The organism is Dyella sp. OK004 (assembly GCF_900114495.1).
GTDB lineage: Bacteria > Pseudomonadota > Gammaproteobacteria > Xanthomonadales > Rhodanobacteraceae > Dyella_D.
The window spans coordinates 468,353-489,418 of sequence record NZ_FOZI01000003.1 but is presented as its reverse complement, the minus strand read 5'-3'; the positions used below and the strand labels follow the sequence as shown (position 1 = coordinate 489,418).

At 59.0% G+C, this 21,066-nt stretch carries 15 protein-coding genes and 1 pseudogene; 10 read left to right on the top strand and 6 right to left on the bottom strand.

The annotated features are described in order from the left end of the window. The first annotated feature begins 565 nt into the window (after window positions 1-565). The gene (locus BM338_RS14655; protein WP_090451907.1) at window positions 566-2,149 is read left to right on the top strand and encodes a Gfo/Idh/MocA family protein; all 1,584 of its coding nucleotides are present in this window, start codon (window positions 566-568) and stop codon (window positions 2,147-2,149) included. 314 nt (window positions 2,150-2,463) lie between these two features. Beyond that, complete coding sequence (locus BM338_RS14650; protein ID WP_177229362.1) at window positions 2,464-3,450, top strand: phytanoyl-CoA dioxygenase family protein; 987 nt, start codon at window positions 2,464-2,466, stop codon at window positions 3,448-3,450. A gap of 108 nt (window positions 3,451-3,558) precedes the next feature. Here BM338_RS14650 and BM338_RS14645 read toward each other — a convergent pair whose 3' ends face one another. Next, on the bottom strand, window positions 3,559-4,494 hold the full coding sequence (locus BM338_RS14645) for an MBL fold metallo-hydrolase (protein ID WP_090451903.1): 936 nt from the start codon (window positions 4,492-4,494) through the stop codon (window positions 3,559-3,561). 164 nt (window positions 4,495-4,658) lie between these two features. Beyond that, entirely contained in the window at window positions 4,659-6,011 is a 1,353-nt protein-coding gene (locus tag BM338_RS14640; protein WP_090451901.1) for a hypothetical protein, read from the bottom strand. 407 nt (window positions 6,012-6,418) lie between these two features. Here BM338_RS14640 and BM338_RS14635 point away from each other — a divergent pair, with 407 nt between their 5' ends. Further along, window positions 6,419-7,249 (top strand): LysR family transcriptional regulator, encoded by an 831-nt coding sequence (locus tag BM338_RS14635; protein WP_255367318.1) that lies wholly within the window; start codon window positions 6,419-6,421, stop codon window positions 7,247-7,249. Window positions 7,250-7,499: 250 nt separating this feature from the next. Here the strand turns inward: BM338_RS14635 and BM338_RS14630 are convergent, their stop codons facing one another. Beyond that, window positions 7,500-8,516 (bottom strand): S41 family peptidase, encoded by a 1,017-nt coding sequence (locus BM338_RS14630; RefSeq protein ID WP_090451899.1) that lies wholly within the window; start codon window positions 8,514-8,516, stop codon window positions 7,500-7,502. Window positions 8,517-8,710: 194 nt separating this feature from the next. Continuing rightward, on the bottom strand, window positions 8,711-9,235 hold the full coding sequence (locus BM338_RS14625) for a MarR family winged helix-turn-helix transcriptional regulator (protein ID WP_218156355.1): 525 nt from the start codon (window positions 9,233-9,235) through the stop codon (window positions 8,711-8,713). 447 nt (window positions 9,236-9,682) lie between these two features. Here BM338_RS14625 and BM338_RS14620 point away from each other — a divergent pair, with 447 nt between their 5' ends. Next, the gene (locus BM338_RS14620) at window positions 9,683-10,672 is read left to right on the top strand and encodes a WD40/YVTN/BNR-like repeat-containing protein (RefSeq protein WP_090451895.1); all 990 of its coding nucleotides are present in this window, start codon (window positions 9,683-9,685) and stop codon (window positions 10,670-10,672) included. A gap of 212 nt (window positions 10,673-10,884) precedes the next feature. After that, window positions 10,885-11,706 carry a 3-oxoadipate enol-lactonase gene (gene pcaD, locus BM338_RS14615; protein WP_090451893.1) on the top strand — a complete coding sequence of 274 codons (822 nt, stop codon included), beginning with the start codon at window positions 10,885-10,887 and terminating at the stop codon, window positions 11,704-11,706. Window positions 11,707-12,049: 343 nt separating this feature from the next. On the opposite strand, the gene BM338_RS14610 is transcribed toward pcaD, so the two are convergent. After that, window positions 12,050-12,754 carry a hypothetical protein gene (locus BM338_RS14610; protein WP_090451892.1) on the bottom strand — a complete coding sequence of 235 codons (705 nt, stop codon included), beginning with the start codon at window positions 12,752-12,754 and terminating at the stop codon, window positions 12,050-12,052. Between the two features lie 338 nt (window positions 12,755-13,092). Between BM338_RS14610 and BM338_RS21635 the strand changes: the two genes are divergently transcribed. The 5 genes and pseudogenes from BM338_RS21635 to BM338_RS14585 all read left to right on the top strand — a co-directional run bounded on the left by BM338_RS21635 (window position 13,093) and on the right by BM338_RS14585 (window position 18,131). Next, window positions 13,093-13,299, top strand: a complete 207-nt coding sequence (locus BM338_RS21635) for a hypothetical protein (protein ID WP_090451890.1) — start codon at window positions 13,093-13,095, stop codon at window positions 13,297-13,299. A gap of 10 nt (window positions 13,300-13,309) precedes the next feature. Then, window positions 13,310-14,279 (top strand): annotated as a pseudogene (locus BM338_RS14600) (integrase). 122 nt (window positions 14,280-14,401) lie between these two features. Further along, window positions 14,402-15,655: an ABC-three component system protein gene (locus tag BM338_RS14595; protein WP_255367317.1), complete on the top strand. Its 1,254-nt coding sequence runs from the start codon at window positions 14,402-14,404 to the stop codon at window positions 15,653-15,655. After that, complete coding sequence (locus BM338_RS14590; RefSeq protein ID WP_090451888.1) at window positions 15,652-16,185, top strand: three component ABC system middle component; 534 nt, start codon at window positions 15,652-15,654, stop codon at window positions 16,183-16,185. The genes BM338_RS14595 and BM338_RS14590 overlap by 4 nt, the downstream gene beginning before the upstream one ends. Beyond that, window positions 16,182-18,131: a DUF3732 domain-containing protein gene (locus BM338_RS14585; RefSeq protein WP_255367316.1), complete on the top strand. Its 1,950-nt coding sequence runs from the start codon at window positions 16,182-16,184 to the stop codon at window positions 18,129-18,131. Before BM338_RS14590 ends, BM338_RS14585 begins: the two co-directional genes overlap by 4 nt. Before the next feature lie 107 nt (window positions 18,132-18,238). Here the strand turns inward: BM338_RS14585 and BM338_RS14580 are convergent, their stop codons facing one another. Next, complete coding sequence (locus BM338_RS14580) at window positions 18,239-20,932, bottom strand: ATP-dependent DNA helicase (RefSeq protein ID WP_090451884.1); 2,694 nt, start codon at window positions 20,930-20,932, stop codon at window positions 18,239-18,241. Between the last annotated feature and the right edge of the window lie 134 nt (window positions 20,933-21,066).

Below are 21,066 nucleotides of genomic sequence, written 5' to 3'. Positions count from 1 at the left end.
ATGCTCAGCGATCAATGCCTGCGTTCAACTGTAACCCGCTTTCGCGGCGTGATGCTTGTTGCATTGCAAAAGGACTGAGTCGCCACGCGCCAGAATCCGCGTGAAGCTGTCCGCGCCGGCGAACAAGGGCTCCTTGCCAGGCCACGCGAACCTCGATGAGCTGCGCACGATCAATCCAGAGATGCGAATCTTTGTGGCTCACACGTAGTGGACGTAAGGTATTCGAACGCGCGTTCCGTCATTCACCTAATGACAAATTGGATTGGATTTACGCATCGTCGAAAAACCTCGATACCAAGGGCTGCTTTTGGCCGGAAGCGAACGAGGGCAGGGCGATTAGGGCAAGTTATCAAGGGTAGGAGAGGTCAACTTCCGATCTATTGCGGACACGGCCCCGTACGCGGATGTCCGCGGCCGCCAGTTGCATATAGCGGCGACAGACATCGGCCAGTGGCTGTCCTCAGTCCGCGTGACGTCCCGAACGGGTCACCTTGATCCCCTGATCTCGTTGCGGCCAGAATGCTGCGCATCGGATATCGATATCCAACCCGGGGTTGCAGCGCCCATGACGGATGAATCGAAAATCGCGAAAGAGAAGCAGAGCCATTGCGCCAGTGGAGCCTCCGGGGATACGGAGGCGAGCGGCAAGCTCTCCCGCCGCGAATTCCTCACGGGCACGGCCATCGCCGCGGCCGGGCTGATGATCGTGCCCCGCCACGTCCTGGGCGGGCCCGGCTATACGCCGCCCAGCGATCGATTGAACATTGCCGGCATCGGTGTCGGTGGCATGGGCATGCACAACATGCGCGCGCTGGCTGGCGAGAACATCGTCGCCCTGTGCGATGTGGACTGGCGCTATACGGAGAAGTCCTTTCGCGGAATGGTCGACGGGCTGGGGAAAGCGCAGGCACGCCTCGACAAGGCCCAGACCGCTAAAGAACGCCGGGAGCTGCAGGACGAGATCGAGCAGACAAGGCTGCTTTCCAGCAAGTTCAATTCGATCAAGCGCTATACCGACTACCGCCGGATGCTCGAACAGCAGAAGGACATCGACGCGGTGGTCATTGCGACGCCGGATCACCTGCATGCGGTGATCGCCAGCGCGGCGATGAGCCATGGCAAGCACGTGTATCTGCAGAAGCCACTCACCTGGTCGATTTATGAAGCTCGCGAACTGTCCAGGAAAGCGAAAGACAATCCCAGGCTCGTCACGCAGATGGGAAACCAGGGGCACTCAACCGACGATGCCCGGTTAATCAACGAGTACATCGCGGCTGGGGCGATCGGCGATGTTCGCGAGGTCCACGCCTGGACGAATCGCCCACTTGCCTACTGGCCGCAGGGAATTCCACGTCCGCAAGCCAGGTCACGGCCGGACGACGCGAGCTGGAACGAGGACGCGGTGATGGATCGGCTCGCCAATGCCATGGTCGGCAACTATCCGAAGCCGGAAGGGCTGGCATGGGATCTCTTCCTTGGCCCCGGCCCCCTCATCGACTACCACCCCCTGTATCACCCGTTCAACTGGCGCGGCTGGGTGGATTGGGGTGTGGGTGCCATCGGCGACATGGGGGCGCACCTGATCGATTCCCCGTTCTGGTCGCTGGACCTGGGTTTTCCGACGTCCGTGGAGACCGTCTCGACGCCATTCAACAAGGAGTCGTACCCCATGGCGACGATGACGCATTACGACTTCCCCGCACGCGGCAACAGGCCGCCGGTGAAGCTCACCTGGTATGACGGCGCATTGCTGCCGCCGGGGCTGAAAGCGTTGGGAGCCGGGCAGATGAGCAAGGACGGTGGTGTCCTGTACGTTGGGGACAAGGGCGAGCTGATCCACGAGACCTACGGCGCGAACCCGCGCCTGCTGCCGCAGTCGTTGCATGATTCGGTGGGCACGCCTCCTCAAACGTTCGCGCGCATCAAGACCTCGCACGAGATGAACTGGGTGGACGCCTGCATGGGGAAGGCGGAAGCGTCGTCGCCGTTCTCGTACGCCGCACGGCTGACGGAGGTCATGCTGCTGGGCGTCGTGTCCCTTCGCGCGGGCGGCAGGATCGAGTACGACGCGGCGAACATGCGCATCACCAACATGCCGGGCGCCAGCACGTTTCTGCGTCGCGAGTATCGCGAAGGGTGGGCCCTCTAAAACAACAAGACAACCCCATATTCCGCGCGGGCGATCGACACGTCGTGATCTTCTGCTCGCCATGAGCCGGGTACGGCCGTATGCCGGCGGGTAAGACCTGATGAGGAGCTGAGTGGACAATCGAAACCCTGCTCGATTAGTCGGTGTTATCGCGGGTAGGGGAGGGGGCTTTTGGCCCAAAACTACAAGCGACCCATATGCATAAGGAGTGCTCCAAGCCAGCCTTCCCCGCAGACACGAAACGCCTCATGATTCCATGCAGCGTCGCCGAGACGTCAGGGGCTGGAAGAAATTTTGAAGCAGTAAGGAGCACGATGAGCGAGACGGCGACAAGTCTTGGTATCGATGAGCTGCACACTTACTGGGCTCGCGTGTGCGCGCCAGGATCTGCTGCGCCGCTACCGCAGGATGTCGTGAAGACGTTGCTGGCCGGCTTGCGTCTTAATGTGCTGGAAACCCTGCGCTACTTGCATCAGCAGCAGCCGAGTTATGCGCAATTCGAAGCCTGGGTATGGGAGCGCAATGGCGGCGAACTGAAAGAAGTCTCGTTGAATCGCTTGCGGCGTGCACTAGCAGGCGAAGCCGTCGGCGCCGAAGTCGGTAGTCTCGAGCATGTCGAAGGCCTGACCGCCGACGACCTCGTGCACTGGCACGAGCATGGCTACGTCATCCTGCGCAACGCGATCAGCTCGGAGGCGGCGGAAATCGCAGAGATGGCCATCTACGATTTTTTAGGGATGGACCGCGACAACCCGGAGTCCTGGTATCGCGAATCGCTGGGCCATTCCATTTGGGTGCCGCTACTGCGGCATCCGGCTCTGGTCGCCAATCGTCGCGCGCCACGTATTCATAAGGCTCATGCACAATTGTGGGGGCGCGAGGATCTTTGGGTAACCATCGACCAAGGCGGGCTTAATCCACCGGAGCGCGAAAACTGGCCGTTTCCCGGACCGCATTTGCACTGGGATTCCACGCTCGCCGAACCGCACTGCCTTGAATTGCAGGGCATCCTGTATCTCGCCGACGTTGATGAGGACCAGGGAGCTTTCAGCTGCGTACCGGGCTTTCATCACACACTGAAGCAGTGGCTGAAAAGCATTCCCTCAGGCGTGAATGTGCATGACTATGCGCGGCGCACCTTGACGATGAAGCCAGTTGCCGCAAAGCGCGGCGACATGATTATCTGGCATCACCTGCTGCCGCATGGCAGCAGTCCGAACCGTGCACAGCGACCACGCGTCGTGCAATACATGTCACTGCGACCAACGCGCTTTGCCTACACCGAGGAATGGAAGTCTTGATTCGCCGGTGACGCCCGACGCCGGGCGGCCGAAATCGCTAGTTTAGAGGGCGTAGCTTCAAATAGCCGTCTGCATCCGAACGACGGACGGCTATTCATCAACAGTCGCTCATACGCCGTCGTAGACGAGCCTCGTGAACAGCTCCGGCGTAACGATGAACTTCCCCCACTTGGCGTCAAACGGCTCGGTGGGTTTGGTCGCGACAACCTCGGCTACTGTCATACCCTGATGTTTGAGTGCCGCGACGCGATCGCGGACGGCGATTAGCATGTCGCGATACTCAAGTAGCTGTTTTCGATCCGCCACCGCGCCATGCCCTGGAACGATGATCGTCTTGTCGGTAACGAATTTCAGATAGGAGTCGACCGCGGCGATGGTTCCATTAATGCCGCCGCCGTGTTCATGATCGATGAACGGGTAAATGCCGTTCCAGAACGTGTCGCCCGTCGCCAGGACATCGGCATGCTTGAAGTAGACGGAGATGTCGCCGTCGGTGTGGCTCGCCATAAGCGGATGCACCACGACAGACTCACCATTCATCGTGTAAGTCTTGTCCGTTGTTAATCGGACCGACGGCACGCCGTCCGCGGTGACGGCGGGGAAGGTATGGTCCCAATCCGAGACGCGCGATGCCTTGGTGAGATGGCTGACGGTTTGCGGTGTGGCGATGATTGTGGCGCCCGCCTCGTGAAGCCACGCATCGCCGTCCGAGTGATCCCAATGCCAATGTGTGTTCGCGACATACTTGACGGGCGCCGGGCCAAGCTTGGACAGACTCGCCTGCATGGCGGCCTTGGACAAAGCGATGCCGGCATCGACCAGAAACTTACCGTCCGGGCCGCTAAGCACGGTGATGTTGCCGCCGGACCCTTCCAGCTCCGATACGTTGGCGCGCAGTGGATGCGTGATGACGGCCCCTTTGGCGGCCTCCGCATTCACATGGTCGACGATGCCTTGTTCACTCAGGGCCGGTCCCGCCCAGGCACCGATCAGAGCCAACGAAAGGGTTCGTGCCAGGAAATGCGTGGTCTTGCTGGTCGACATGGATTGTCTCGTTTGTTGATGGAGATATGGGATAACGGGCAGGGGATACCGCTAGCTGATCGACAACACCCACCTAGCCGGTCGTGAATTCGGGACCGGATGCATCTGCAATTACTGGGTCGCCACCTACCCGATGGCAGCGCTGCGCGGTTGCGGCGGAGCGGTCAATCCATGCGGTAGACGTGATACGCATTGGCGTCGGCGAAGGTATCGGTAAACGTCGTGCCATTGACCAAGGGAATGGTACGTCCCTCATTGACGACGGTGACCTTGGTCGCGCCGGAGCTCTTTACCGTAAACGTCACCGATTGATTCGCCGGCGGCGGGGTCGCTGGCGTGCCGGAGGCGGCGAAGACGTAGAAATGGCTGCCGTCGTACTTCGCCATCGCAGCGACATTGCCCGTGTGGCTTACGTAGCTATCGGCGAATGGCGACAACAGGGCATTGTTCACGCTGCTCACCTGCTGGTTGAACGCCTTGATGTTCAACACCACGTCATGAATGGTGACGCCCGGGGTCTGCTGGCAGTTGTAATCGCCGGTGCTGGGATCCGAGCCGTCGATCAGCGTGGTGTAGTCGGTGCAAGGCCCGCTGAAGTTGTGCTGGAACCACAAGATGCCGCGCGCACCGGCGATCAGGCCGTGCATGGCCGCCGCCTTCATCGCCGGAGGAGTGATGCACTCCGTTCCGCCATAGATGGGGCAGCCCGTCTCGACATCGACCACCACCGGCTTCGACTGGTGGTTGAGCGTGCTGGACAGCGTCTGCAGTCGCGTCACGTTGAACGCATAGTTGGCAGGCAGGGCGCGCTGGATGCGGGTCAGTCCGACGGGATTCGCGCCATAGCAAATGTTTTCGCTATGGGGGAAAAACGCGCAGCCGCCCTGGGAATTCGCTTCCAGGTCGGGATCGGTCATCCAATAGCTGTCGGCCGAAAGGATGTCCGAGTAGCCCAAAAATACTGCGGCCTCGGAATCCCACATCCAGAACAGCACGCCTTTGCCGTAGCCCTGGTGCTTGGCCATGTTGTTGATGGGGTAACCCGGCGAACCATAACCGGTGGGCTGACCTGTGTAGGACCATTTCGCCACGGTGTAGCCGCACTCGCTTCCGGCCGGCAGGCAGTCGTCGAGATTGGCATTGGGCGCAGCGGGGTTCCAGCCATTGGCGCCTGCGCCGTATTGCATATCCGCCTCGTCCCAGCCGTCGTATGCCACCGTTTCGGTGCCGCTGTTGGGCGTGGTGTCCGGTGCGGAAACGTGCATGCCTGCCGCGCGGATCAGGTCATAGTCAGCGCGCCACTGCTCCGGATCGCCGGCCTTGCCGCCGAGGTTCCAATAGATGTTGTTGCCCATCGCCACGGCATAACCCACCTGAGTGGCATCAGCCGGCTGTTCCATCCATGCGCCCAGCATGATGTGGCTATCCATCCATGCACTGCGGGGATCTTTATTGGAGAAGTACTGAGGGCCGCCATCAATGTCACGCAAGGTGACGCCGACGGGAAGCATGACCATCGCCAAGGAAGCCTTGGTAGCAATCTTTGTTTTCGCCGACGGCAACACACTTACGTGCAACGAGTGAGTTGCAGCAGCTGCAGTACTGCCATATGAAGCCATCAACGAGAGCATCAGACAAAGGGGAAGCGTCCTGCGCATCATGGCTTTCATTGCGTTTCCTTGGGATGGGGTGGAACAGCTGGATCGGTACGGATCGCAAGCGTGCTATCGAACTCATCGAACGGGTGGGGCGGGCTCGCTGGGGAGGCGAGTGAGTGCGTACGCTACGACAAAAATTTCTGCATGTTGATCGAAAGATGCGCATGGGTTCCATGCATAATTGAATGGGTTGCGCGGTAGTTCATGGCGACAAATTCGTGGGGTTCGACCAGGGGTGGGCGTTGATGGAATGGGGTGATCTGCGCGTGTTTCTTGCCATTACCCGTGAGGGAACGCTGGGTGGTGCCGCGCGCAAATTAGGGCAGAGCCAGCCCACCATGGGGCGGCGATTGCAGGCACTTGAACAGGCGCTCGGACAGCAACTGCTACAGCGCACCAAGGATGGTTTCGTTCTGACCGACGAAGGCTCGCTCGTGCTCGGCCATGCCGAGCGCATGGAAGAAGAGGCGCTCGCCTTTCAGCGTCAGCTCGCCGGAAAGGGACGGCAGCTCGATGGCATGTTGCGCATCACATCGGCGGACTGGTTTGCCGAGTATGTGTTGACACCTGTCACCGCCCAGTTCTCCAGGCAGTATCCGCGCGTGAGCGTCGAGCTGCTGACCGATTCGCGGCTTTTCAGCCTGTCACGGCAGGAGGCTGACCTGGCGTTCCGCATCCAGCCGTTCGACGAGCCGGATGTCGTTTCCCGCAAACTGCTTCGCATGCCTTACGGCGTCTATGCGTCGATGGACCATCCGCGCCCAGTGCTCGGCGATGGGGAAGGCGCATCGTTACTGGTGATGAATCTTGCGTTTGGCGGCATGCCGGAAGTCACCTGGCTGCAGCGCATACTCCCGAACGCGCGCGTCGTCTTTCGTAGCAACTCGCGCTCAGTACAGGCACGTATGTGTGTCGAGGGCGTAGGGATTGCCGTGTTGCCGCGGCCGTTGGGCGACGCCATCGGGCAACTCCATCGCATCGATCTAGGCGAAGAGCCGCCTGTGCGTGATATTTGGATGGGCTATCACCGTGACATGCGTCGGCTCGCAAGACTCAGGGTGCTGTTGGATATGGTCGTCAACCAGCTGGCCAATTGACGGCGGACGCAGGAGTGTTTCCGGGAAAAATGGAAACGAGGGGCATCAATTCGCCGACTCGAAGCACGTGCGTGACATGCTGCAGCGTTCGCTGGATTGGTTCGCGAAGTACCTGGGGGCTGGTGGGTAAGGCGGCTCGCCGCAAGGCGATGCCCGTGTTATTGCCAGTAGGGCGCGATGGTACGGGGTAGATGGCTGCCGCCTGGCGGCGGCAGCGGGCTGTTACAGGCGGCCCTGCAAGTGCGGAATGTCAGTGCGTTGACTTTTCACTCGGCCTGGCTGCTTCGGCTAGCGCCGCGTGTGCCAGTTCGAGCGCCTTGTCGAGCGCAAGCTCGGGCGGGGTCGGCACATCCGGCTTCACGCCCACGCCCTGCCAGTCGGTGCCGGTGATGGGATTGATCGAGCGCATTTCCGGTAACTTGATCAGGAAATGATCGGTGAGGCGCCGACGCTCATAGGGATGCGCGCCGCCGCCACTGGCTTCGCCGACCACGGTGATGCGCTTCATGGCCTGCAGGTCGTAAGTGAACGCTTCCGCCGCGGAAAAGGTCTTGTGCGAGATAAGCACATAGACCGGCTTGGTGCCGCCGAATCGGCGGCCGGGCACCCATACCGGTGAGGTGGCACGAGTAAGCCGGTTGCTTGGGCGATCGTAGATGGAGCTCATCTCTGCCGGCTGGTCCAGTAGGTAGGCGGCCATCAGCATGTCCATGCTGCTGTCGCCGCCGCCGTTGTTGCGCAAGTCGATGATCAGGACCTTGGACTGTGCCAGCAAGGTCATCGCGGATTGCAGCATGTCGGCCGCCACGCGCGGTGGTGCGAATACGCGCAGGTCGAGGTAACCAATGTCGCCATTCAGGCGCCGCACACTCTCGAAGCCATGGTTGACCGCGGGGCCAGCCCAGCTGTCGTCGTCTTCTTCGTATTGATCGGCGGTTTGCGCGTTGGGCTCGGGCACCGGCTGCGCACTGTAGTTGATGCGAAAGTGCCCATCACCGGAAAGCTTGCGCAGCTCGACGGTCAGCGCCTGGGCGAACGCTTCGGGCTCGCGGTCGTGCTTGAACGCATCGGTGTTGGCCTGCTGGCGAATCGCTTGGGCGACTTTGCGCCCGAGCGCCGGATCCACATAGCGGGCCTGGATCACCTCGGCGGCCTGTTCGATCACTTCGCGTTGATGGTTCGCTGTGATCACCGAAGCGTCGAGGTCGGCGGCGGCTGCGCAGCAGGAGCAGAGTGCCAATGACATGGTCAGCAGGATGTGTTTCATAGAGGGGCTACGCCAAGTACTTCTGCACGTTGATTAAAAGATATGCATGGGCGCCGTGCCCATTTGCATGGGAGTAGCGGTAGTTCACAGCGAGATCCTGTGAACTCAATTGGGGATCTGCCGACGGAATGGAGTGGTGGTCGCGTATCTATTGCCGTCGCTCGCGAGGTTTCGTGCTTGCACAAGGCTGGCAGTCACGCATCGCTCGTCCGTTTCTTTTTCGCGGCGTCCTTGCCTGCGCCTGTATTGCGCTTCCTCACAGCACTCTTACTAGATAGAGGTTCCGCACTGGATAGTTGCGTGCGTGCTTTCGCTATCCGGTTGCAGAACGATTTCGCGTCCAGTGCCGCGATCGCCTCGTCGAGTAACTGCGATAGAGGGCGCGATAGCGATGCATCGAGGCTATCGGCAGCCATTTGCGTTATCTGCCAGCATTCGCGCAGTCGCGGCAGCATCGCGCGACCTCGCGGTGATAGGCGGATCAATCGCTGGCGACCATCAACCGGCCCGGGTTCGGAGGCGAGCAGCCCTTCCTTGATCATCAAGGCAACCGTCTGCGTTGCCGCAGGTTGAGTGATCTTTGCGGCCTCCGCAATCTGTCCGATCGTGGAAGGCTCGCACACCATCAAGGCACGCATTACCGGCGTGAACCGAGGTCGATAACGCAGTCCCGCCGAGGCATAGGCTTCCTCCACCGCTCCATCGAGCAGCTCAATCAAATGGCGTAATTTCGTTCCTAGCCCAGGCGTCATGTAGACAAATATATAAGTGCTTATGCAATGATGTCAAACATGGCTTCGAGAGGGTGGGCGGCTACAAATTTTGCGTAGTCAAGCAAACGATGGCGGCTTCTAGCTTGTGATCACCCACTCAATTCGTTGGCCGCACTTTTCTGCCGCAAAGAGAATTTCGTTTACAAAAATGCGCACCCTCCAGAGGGTATGAGTATGAAAAAGGATCGAGACAACCCAATCATGCCTAACGATGCATTCTTTTTCCGATCGATCATGCTTGCCCGCAAGGCATTGCCATTTGCGGCGCTGGCACTTGCATGCTCTCAAGGTGTCGCCTTAGCCAACGACGCCTCGTTAACACCACAAGCGGGGAGTCATTGGCAGAAGCTCCCGACCGAGCCATACAAAGGAAAACAGGACGATATCTATTTTGTGAACCAGGACATCGGCTTCTATGTCAATGGCAAGGGCAACATCTGGCGCAGCACCGATGGCGGCCAGCATTGGCAGAACGTACTCAAGCAGCCAGGAACCTACTTCCGCTCCATCGGCATGATCGATGCGCAGCACGGTTATGCGGGAAACATCGGCACCGGTTATTACCCTGGCGTCACGGACAGCACGCCGCTCTACGAGACGGATGATGGCGGTGACCACTGGCATGCCGTGACAAACATTCCCGGCGAACCGATGAAGGGCGTCTGTGGCATCGACATCCTTCACCCCGATAACGCCTCGCACAACAGCTCTGCCACGGTGATCCACGCGGCCGGACGAGTAAGCGGCCCCGCCCGACTGCTCAGCTCGCTGGACGGCGGGAAGACCTGGACCAACACCGACATGACGCCATGGATCGCCATGATCGTGGACGTCAAATTCTTCGATGCCAGGAACGGCGTGATCTACGGCGGCTCGGACACAGACCTGTCGAAATCGCATGCCGTCATCATCACCACCCACGATGGCGGTGCGCACTGGACGCGTGCGTACGAATCCAAACGGCCTGCGGAACTGATTTGGAAGGGCGCCTTCCCGACACGGCACGTGGGTTACGCCACCATCCAGAGCTACGACACCGATCCGAAGTCCATTCAGCGCCGTGTAGCGAAAACTACCGATGGCGGTAAGACATGGAAGGAGCTACCACTAGTCGACGACAAGGAAGTCACCGAGTTCGGCGTGGGCTTCGCCAATGCGGATCTTGGCTGGGTCGGCACCACCAAGGGCGGTTTCGAAACCAGGGATGGTGGCAAGCACTGGGAACACGTGGAGATGGGGCGCGTGACCAACAAGATCCGCGTGCTGCCCGATGGCGAGCACTTCACTGCCTATGCCATCGGCTCAGACATCTACAAGTACACCAGCGAGGATCTACCCGTCGTCCCGTCGACTACGGCAACCGTCAAGGTCGACAAGCCGTAACGCGGATTCGGACTGGAAATCGATCCTGAGCTGCGGTTTGAAAGCTGCTCGCCTTGACCACGACTCCGAAGCATTGGAGGTCGTGCAGGGGAGGGCGCTCAGGCCCTGCATTACTACTGAATTTTTCCAACCTTTGTATTTTTGCCTGAGTCGGTGGCGTCTAGCATCTCCACCCGCACAGGCTCCGACCCCACCCCAAGGAGCAAAGCGTTATGAATGACGCCACTTTCATCATCACCGGCTTCATCACCACCGGCGACGGATACCGCATGGCTTACCGCGTCGATGGCAACGAGAACAAGCCCGTGCTCGTCCTGTCAAACTCCATCGGCACGACGTTGCACATGTGGGATGGTCAAATAGCCGCACTGACCCCGCACTTTCGCGTGCTGCGCTACGACGCCCGCGGCCACGGTGAATCGGACGCTCCCGGAGGGGCCTATTCGATGGATCGACTTGGTCGCGACGTGATCGAGCTGCTCGATGCGCTCGGCATTGAACGTGCGCACTTTCTTGGCCTGTCGCTCGGCGGCCTGGTGGGGCAATGGCTGGGCATCCATACACCGGATCGCATCGACCTGCTCATCCTGAGCAATACGTCAGCCCACCTGGGTCCTGCCAACGAGTTCGATGCACGTATCGCAGCATTGCAGACAGCGCCCGACATGGCCGCCGTAGCACAGGCGTTCCTGGCCAAATGGTTCCCGGCCCACATGCTTGAAGCAAAGCACCCCGCCATTGAGCCATTCCGCGACATGCTGCTTTCCACCTCCCCACGGGGTTTGGCGGGCTCCTACGCCGCAGTGCGCGACAACGACATGCGGCGAACGATCGCACTTATCAATCGCCCCACGCTGGTGATCGCGGGCAAGGACGATACCGTCACGCTGGCAAGTTATGGTGAGCACATCGCTGCGACCGTGCCAGGGGCGCGCCTGGTGATCCTGCCGGCCGTCCATTTGCCCAACGTTGAGCATCCGGACACGTACGTATGTACGGTGCTGGATTTCCTGCTGGAAGGCGAAGCTGCCTGAGGGGCAAAAATAAAGTCAGGCTCACCTCGAGTCATTGATGAGCGAGCCTGACTTTTGTCCGGGCACTTCAAGAGTTGGCTAATTCGGCGCCGGCTGTCCGGCACGGTGCGCGGGACTTCGAAGTCGATGGCGCTTACGTGGCATTCGCGCGTTCCATGCAGCAGGGAACGCAGGAATGCACGGAGCGTGTCGGCCCAGCGCCGGATACATCTGCAATTGCGCATAATGTATATTATGTCAAATCGTGGTCGATCATGTGGTGCGCCGTTGTCGCAGTCCTCTTAATTCGGTCGCGTGTCCCGCTAACCGTGTCATGTCCCGCTTACCCGGTCATCTTTTGGCGTCAAGCTGTGTCTCGTGCTGCTGTCGAAGTCCCTGGGCTGTGTTGTTGGCTTGTTCCTGTGGCCGCTGTACAGGTTGCATCTCCTGACGGTGCGGCTTTGCTTGTGACGAGTAAGTAGCCAGGGAGCGCGATCATCGCGATGGCAATCGCCAGCCTCAGCCACAAGGTGGTCTGGCGCCACTTTTGCGCGAACCTTGCGTGTTTTGGTGTGCCATCCAGGAGCGATGCGGCAATCCACAGAGCAAAGTTAAGGGCGAAACAAATCATCATCAGCGCGGCGACCAAGATATAAAGGCCTGCCCGTGATAAGGCAGAAAGATTCTCTGGGGGTGAGGTGCTGAAAAGCTTGCCGGCAAGGGTTCCGAACATAAGGATGCCAATGCCAAAGGTGGTTAGCAGTAGATAGTTCGCAAACCTTGCGAAGTGCTCCACTCGGGGGAATAGCAGCGCCCAGCCGACAGCCATGGCTGCGATCGTGCCGATGACATTCCACAGGTGCGGCCCTATTGCTTCGGGAATCGCAGTTCTTATGTAGCTCAAGTACGAGCTGTCAGGCCATATCTGGCAAGCAATCACTACTGCAGATGATGTAACAGCCCATGCCGATGAGATGGCCAGGCCGGCTTGTAATGATGATTTCGACCCAAAGTCGTCCTTGCTGAAGTGCCCGAAGTGTTCCTCAAGAAAAACCTTGATGCTGACCATAACTCTTTGACGAAGCATTTCCATCCTTATCTGGATCGGCCTAGGGATGTAGTCGAGGGGTCACTTGGCCGGGCGAGCTGGGCCCTTCTTCCGTGGGCTGCGTTTCGCGGAGGTTGTGGCAGTCGTTGCCGGTGGATTTTGCTTAACTGAAGCCACGGAAAGCGCCTTTTCTAAGGCGGTAACCTGGCCTGCTTGGCGCGCGATCCCCTGTTCCAAGTGACGTACCCGCATGCTGGCATCGCGGTTCGAATTCTGCATGGTGGTGACAGCCTCTCGGTGTGTTCGTTCGGCCACTTCGTTGCGCTGCTGCCACTGCTTCGCGTCTTCAGGCGATCGCATTGCTGTACAAGGTCCGCCCGAAGAGCATGACTGTCCTGCAATTGGCCATCCAGGGTGGCGCAGGCGTGTTCGGCCAGATCTCGGGCTGCCTGGGCCCGGGTTTCGCCGGCGCCCAAAATGGTGTCGGCGGCCGTGTTGACCTGCTCTTGGGTGATGCCACGAGCCATGCAATGGTCTCCTCGATCGGTGCCCTGCCCTTGCCTTGACGTACTCGCGATAAGTGATGATTATCGTGGGTATACGCCCTATTTCGCGGTGCGCGAATTGCTCGCCGAAGCGGCCGCCGCGAACACCACGCGGAGTTACGCCAGCGCCCTGCGCTACTGGGCTGGTTGGCATGCAGCCCGTTACGGCGTCGACCGGCGTTGCCGGTGGCGGAAGCCACTGTGCTGCAGTTTGTGGTCGATCACGTGGCCCGCCGATCCGTCGATGGCGAACTGGCTTGGGAATTGCCGCCGGTCGTCGACCAGGCGCTGGTGGCCGCCGGCCTCAAGGCCAAGCTCGGACCGTGGACCCTGGCAACGGTCCGCCACCGGGTGGCCGTGCTGTCGACGGCACATCGCCTCAAGCATGCGGCCAACCCGTGCGAACAGCCGGCGATCCGCACGGTGCTGAGTCGCGCTGCGCGGGCGGCGGTCAAGCGCGGCGTCCGCCCGCGCAAGAAAACCGCGATCACCCTGACCGAGCTCGAGGCGATGCTGGCGACCTGCGATGAGAGTCTGGAAGGCTTGCCTGATCGCGCCCTGCTCTGCTTTGGCTTTGCCAGCGGTGGCCGTCGGCGCAGCGAGGTCGCGGCCGCGGATCTGCGCGACCTGCGCCGCATTGGCCCGCAGGGCTTCATTTATCGCTTGGAGCACAGCAAGACGCAGCAGGCGGGCGTGACAGCATCGTCGACGCCCGACAAGCCCGTTCTTGATCGGGCCACGCAAGCGCTGGAGGCTTGGTTGGTGGCCGCTGGCATCACTGAAGGGGCGATTTTTCGGCGGCTCTGGAAGCAGCGCGTGGGCCCCGCCCTCTCGTGGGCATAGCTTGCGCTCGGGCTTCGTGACCGAGGCGAGCCGTCAGGGGGGGGGCGCTACCGGCGATCATGGCGATGACCGAGCACCGCGCGGTGTCCAGCGTGATGGGGTATTTCCAAACGGGTGGCGCGGCAGACAATCCGGCAGCTCGTTTGCTTGAGGATTAGAAACGACAGGCTGCAGTTGTGCGGGTTATGCGGTAATGACTGAGCTGGACGCATAGTGGAGCGCCCGCCTCATCCATGCGACCATCGCGCCGTTGGCAGGAAAGCCGGCAGTCGAATCGCTGGTGCGCTTTATCGAAGCGATCAAGGGACAGGGGGGACGGATGACAACGTCAATCGCGAGCGGAAGCTCTGCTTTCGGAGCAGGCGATTCTGCACTGGGGTACCTATATCAGATACGCGTCGCGTTGCTGACAGCCCTTCGTCGTATAGACACCAGTTCTGACGACGGCTTCTCCGTTTATCTAGAGACCTTGGACGACGTCGTCTTCGAATCCATTGGCACGCCCTTGGAGCTATTCCAGCTCAAGCACCACACCAACAGCTTGGCCAATCTGACGGACGCATCTCCAGACATTTGGAAGTCACTTCGTATCTGGATTGAAGGCCGTGCATCCGGGGCAATTGCTTCCGGCGATCGCCTGATCCTAATGACAACGCATGGCGTTGCATCAGGGTCGATAGCCAGCCGCCTCCTAGCCGCGTCCCGAGATGAGGCTGGCGCGCTCTCCGCGATGCGCATCACTGCTCAGACTTCGACGAACTCCACGAATATCCCCGCATACACTCTCTTCCTCGCGATGCCTGAAAAGGAGCAAGCTGCTTTAGTGTCATCGATCGTCATCGCTCCGGGAGCGTCGAACATCGAGCAGGTTGGGCACGATATTCGTCACGAGATACGCTTCACCGTGAGGCGAGATCACGTTGAGTCCTTCCTATCCCGGCTTGAGGGCTGGTGGTTGACCGCCTCCCTTAGACATTTGATAGCGGGCTCGAAGTTTCCCATCAGGAGCGTCGATCTCCAGGCGCAGATGGATGATATTCGTGAGCAGTTGGTCAGCGCTCTTCCCGTTGACAACGACATCCTCGATCACGTGGTCGACATGACTGCTTATGAAAATGAAATATTCGTTCATCAGGCCAAGCTAGTTGGCATCAATGATCGCCGCGTACTTGCTGCCGTGCGCGATTACTACCGCGCTTTTGAACAGCGATCGCGCTGGGTGCGAGAGAGCCTAGTGATGGTAGGCGACCTTGATAAGTATGAGCAGAAACTTTGTGAGGAATGGGATCTCATTTTCCAGCGCGCACTTGACGATATTGGGCGGGAGCTGGCAGAGGTAGAACAGGAGCAGATGGCTAAGAGGATCTATGAGTGGGTGGAGACTTCTTGCTTTCCCATCCATAAGAACGTGGACAATCCCAGCATCTCTCGTGGCTCGCTTCATATGCTGGCTAATGATCTGAGAGTGGGTTGGCATCCCCACTTCATGTCCAAGCTGCAGCATTTGCTGGAAAGCCGGACGCAAGCCGCATGAATGAGACCATTGGGCTCCGAAAAAAGGACGCATCCTGGCACCGCCAGCCGATAGAGCAGATCCGCCTGCTGAATCCATCGTTCCTGGGCACCCTGCTTTACATGGCCGCAAAGGGGCACCAGGAGGAGCAAGACGATGAGCAGGGACTACCATACGCGCTCGCCTTCGTCGTACTTCCGGTTGTATTGCAGAAAGTGACACGTGAGGCGCTCCCTCGGCGTATCAATACGAGCCTTGTGGCGTGGCTGAGCGTTAACCCCTTCGCGCAGGTGGGGTTTCCCGATAGGGCTCGCGCCCTTGCTCCGCTGGTTCGACAAGCGATCGCCATTTCATCGGCCGGAGGCCTCATTCAACTTCAGGGCACGCATATCGCACCGCTCGCGTCACAGAGGCGGGTCAATAAATATGGTGCAGGGTTTGCGACCGCAGAAGTGATCGACTGCGCAAAGATGGCCCACTTCGTGGGTCGTTGGTTCGCGGCTTCAGGCGACTATTCCACTGTTATGGCCCTATGGGGCGTTCGTCCATGAGCATTCAAATTCTCGACATCGTCATCTACTCCGCCGGACGTTCCCCACGGATCGTTCCGTTGAAGCCCGGCAAGGTAAACATCATCACAGGCGAGTCCGGCACAGGAAAATCATCCCTGATCGATATTGTTGACTATTGCCTCGGCAGCTCAACGTGCAACATTCCACACGGCATCATGGCTCGGACTATTGACTGGTATGGACTGCGCCTAACCGACGGCAGTTCCGAACACTTCGTCGCTCGCCGCGCGCCGGACCGGGGTAAGACAACGACATCGGACGCATACTATGTCACGGGCTCGGCGCTCACTATTCCCACTTTCCAACAGCTATCAGTCACCGCGAATATTGACGCAGTGATGGCTCGAATTGAGCTGGCCATAGGCATAGGCGCGCATCGTCATACGCCACCTGAAGGTCAGACCCGCCGCGAGCTCTCGGCGGGCATTCGGCACGCGCTGGCCTACGCGTTCCAAAAGCAGACGGAGATCTCGCAGCCTGGGTTCCTGTTTCATGGCCAAAGTGATCACTGGATTGCTCAGGGGATCAAGGACACTTTCCCCTACTTTATCGGAGCCGTCGAAGACGACCACGTCGAGCTTTCCGCTCAGCTAAGGACGCTACGACGAGACCTTCGCATGAAGGAATCCGAGCTGGCGCGTTCACTATCGCTCACAAGTGAAGGGAGGGTGGACGGCCTTGTTGCCGAGGCAAAAAACGTAGGTTTGATTGCACCGGACTTCTCAGCAGCCTCTTATAGCAATGCCATAGAGTCGCTGCGTGCAGCTGGCAATGCTCCAACCGCGGAGCATCTGGAAATGGTTGCATCAGAGGTCGATCAAGCAGAGTTGGTGCGCCTCAGTAGTGAACGGATCAAGCTACGAGAAAGGCTGCATTTCATCAACGACGAGTTGCAGGCGATGACCGGGCTTCGGAAGGATGAGGGCAGTTTTGCTAACGAAACCGGCGAACAGGTCGCTAGGCTCGAAAGCATAGGCCTGCTAGGTGACGACAAGCACACCTGCCCGATTTGTATCCAGCCTTTACCAGCAACGATGCCGCTGGTGGAAGAGCTACGCTCCGAACTCGAGATGGCGAGAAGCCAACTGCAGAACGTGCTTAGGCATACCCCCGGCCTAGACACCTTGATCTCTGAAAAGACTAAAGAGCTAAACGACTTAAAAGGGTCACTTCGTAACAACTGGTCTGCTCTCGAATCGATTCGTGCTTCCGACGCGCGTCTCCAATCGATGCGCGATGCAGCATCCCGGAGGGCTCATGTCCTCGGGCGCATTAGTCTCACGCTAGAATCCCTGCCTACCGCTCAGGATAACGATAAGCTTGCCGCTGAAATTGGTGCATTGCGTGAACGAATCGCCCAACTCGATTCGTTGCTGAGCGATGATAGTGTTCGAGAACGCACTGCCTCGATTATGAGCCGACTCGGCAACCTGATGACTCGTTGGGCAAAACATCTTGAGTTGGAACACAGCGGCATTCCTTTTCGGCTCGATCCTAAGAAGTTACTAGTCGTTGCAGACGCTGATGAAGGTCCGGTTCCGATGAATCGCATGGGCAGCGGCGCCACCTGGCTTGGTTGCCACCTTATTGCACTGCTTTCGCTTCATGACTTCTTCGCACGTAAGGTCCGTCCCGTGCCTCGCTTCCTCTTTCTCGATCAGCCATCGCAGGTTTATTTCCCTGCTGAGAAAGGGAGAGATGTGAACGAGGTCGACGTGCACGATGAGGACAGATTGGCCGTGATTCGGATCTTTCAGCTCATAAAGGATGTCGTCCAGGATTTGTCTCCTCGCATGCAGGTCATCATCACTGAACACGCGGACATAATGGAGCCATGGTATCAAGAGACTATCGTCGAGCGCTGGCGAAATGGGGTGGCTCTCGTTCCCTTCGAATGGGATGAGGAGCGCGGATTAGAATCGTAGCCTACCCCCGACAGCATGGGCTAATTGCCCTCCCCTAGCGTCCGAAATCGGCCAGAAGCGGAAATCCAGGAAGCTCGATTCTGACGCACGTTTTGCTGCTCAAAAGACTAGCGCGCGGGCGTGAATCCACGACGAGCCGCAAGTAGCGCGACGTCTTTGGGATTGATCGTGCGGCGAAGATTCGCCAATACCTTCCGCTGGGTTTCCGGCGTCCAGAAGATCCGCAAGTGCTGCCGCGCCCGGGTGATCGCCGTGTAGAAAATGCTATGTGTCAGATCTTCCTCGTTGGCGTTGGTCACTACGATCTTTACCGCATCGTACTCCAGGCCTTGTGCCTTATGGATGGAGACCGCATAGGCGACTTGGAAAGGCACCACGGTATACAACGCGTCATCGTCGTCATCGCTTGTGTCCTGGTCGACAACGGTAAACCGCACCGTCGATCCGGCCACCCACTCTAACTCGGTGCCAACGACGTCGAAGGCACTGAGCGAGCGATCGACCTCGACATCGAAGCGCAACGAACCCTGCCCCTGCTCGATGGCCACGATATGACCTTTAAGATTGTTGTATAGGACCGATCGAAAACGCTCGGACTCGTTGAAAAGAATCGGGTCACCGACCTTATAGGTCGCCTCGCGCCAGAGAATAGCGGGGTTGGGGTTGCTGCTCTGAAGGAAGCGATTGACATTGTTGATGCCATACAGGCCGTCGTAGTTCAGGCACAGGATGATCTCGTCGTCGCCGACGTGCTCGAAGAGGGTCTTGTCCAGAACTCCGGAATAGCCATTCTTCGCAATCACTTCGTCGATATCGTCGTCAATGTTACGAACCTTGTTCCAGAACAGCAGCAGCGCAGGACTCTTCGTCCGGAAGGGTGTTGTCAGCTCGAAGATCGCGCTGTCGGCCAGGAACGCGCGGATGATAGAAAACCAGTTGCCGAACTGGATGGACTCAATCTGATATACATCCCCCACAAGCACTAGCAGCTTGAACGAGGTCTTCTGGAGCACTTTGAGCAGGTCTGAGTTGCCGACCGTGCTGCACTCGTCGATGATCAGCAAGTCGTATTCCGGATCGAAGCCTGTCCGATAAATGTGGCTGCTAATGGTCCGAAACGTGGCGTTCTGGGTATTGACCTTGCGCTTGAGGTTGTCGACGGCCGGATTGGTGTGCGCCAGGAAAAGCTTCGACTTGTCGTTAAAATAATTGGCGATGTGATCGACCATGGTCGACTTGCCTGTGCCCGCGGCACCATAAATCAAAGCGACTTTGGAGTCGCTGAAAAGGCGCTCGAGCGCATCCTTTTTTGCCGGGTCGTCGATCTCACGGAGCGTATGTTCCAGCCAGCGCGCCACTGCTTGAGTGTAGCCAGCGATACCGTCAGCCGCTGCCGCTTGTAAAGTCGAGACGATGGCGGCTGTCTCATCTTCGTAGCCGCGAATGAAGACGTGGTCCTTGTCCTGCTCGAGCGTTCTGTGTCCGTGCTTATGGTAAAGATTGCCGTTGAATGCCGCGATCAACGCCTTCGGGTCGCCAAAGGCTTCCAAGTCTTCAACCGGGGTGTAAAGCATGCCGTGTTGCTCGACATTGATTTGCAGCCGCCGCGCCAGCAATTCGTGCCGCCGTTGGCCCGCATCCAATGCTTCGATAAGGTCCGAAAAGCGCGGGTTGTGGTCGCGGGGCGAGGTGCAAAACGGCATCTTCTCGAATGGAATGCAGCCCAGCTGCAAGCGCAGGTTCGACAGCCACCGGCATGGGTCGGCGGCATATTGCGACTTGAGCACATGGTTGTGCATGCGGAGCATCAAGTAACGAATTAGGTTGTAGCCGTTGGCTCGGGAGCGGATGATCCGCCGCGCTTCATCCAGTATCGAGAAGATGATGGGGGCGTCACCGGCCTTGGGAACGAAGCGGGCCGATCGATAATCCTTCTCTTCCATGTCCATTAGATCCAACAAGCTTCCTGAGGTCGCTGTCAGCCCCTGCATCAGGTAGTGGAACTCGGCCGAGCTACTACGGACCTTGGTCCGGATGCCGAGCAGTCGCGCGAAATTGTCCAGTTCGCACGGTCGTATCGATACGTCCCATGCGCGGATGAGCGTGATGGGCATCGTCTGGTCGAGCACGCGGATCGCGTCGCGTTGCAGAACCAGGTAGGCCGAGTATTTGTCGGTCATGTCAATGTCGGTGAATGCGATGGCGCGATCGAACTTGCTCACCCGGTTCACAGCGCGATAAAAGGTCACCTCGTAATAGATGTGACCCTCTACGAAGAAGGGTCGGATCCTGTGGATGTAGTAGCGCGCACCAGCCTCCCGATCCAGCTTCGTGCCACGCACTGCCTCGATCCGTCGTGCGATTTTCAGGTGATACTCGCGCAGCGACGGATCCAGGTCGATTGGGAATAATTCCAGGTTGCCCAGTACGTCCATGGCGCAGGCAGTCCGGACCAGGCTGCGCAGACGGTACATGTATTCGCAGTATTTGAGCATCAGCCGCTCGGAGGCATCGCCGTCGAGGGTGTAGTGCGAGCTGCTGACTTGCAGCAAGCTATGGAAACGGCTGAGGAAGTTCAGCTTTCCCTGGCTCCGCACGTACGCCAGCGCCGGCTTGACGGCGTCGTACCCGAACTCAGCGTCGCCTGTGCCAAGATGCAGGCGCACTAGGACGCCTTCGACCAGGTTGCGAAGCTGCGCGAGCACGTTCTGAGACAGTAGCGGGCGTTGCTCGCCGAGCGCGTCGATGTTCTGGCAGATCGCTGCGTTTGCACTCCGGATTTGCTCTGCAACCAACGCCATGCCAGTGCCTCCTAGATGAAGCGGCCAGGTCTGCGACAAGATCCCCACCGACGAGTCGTGCTCACGCTATGTGCTCAATTCTAGCTGGCCACAATCGATGCTGGCGCTGGCGATGTACTAGCTGGTTGCCGTTT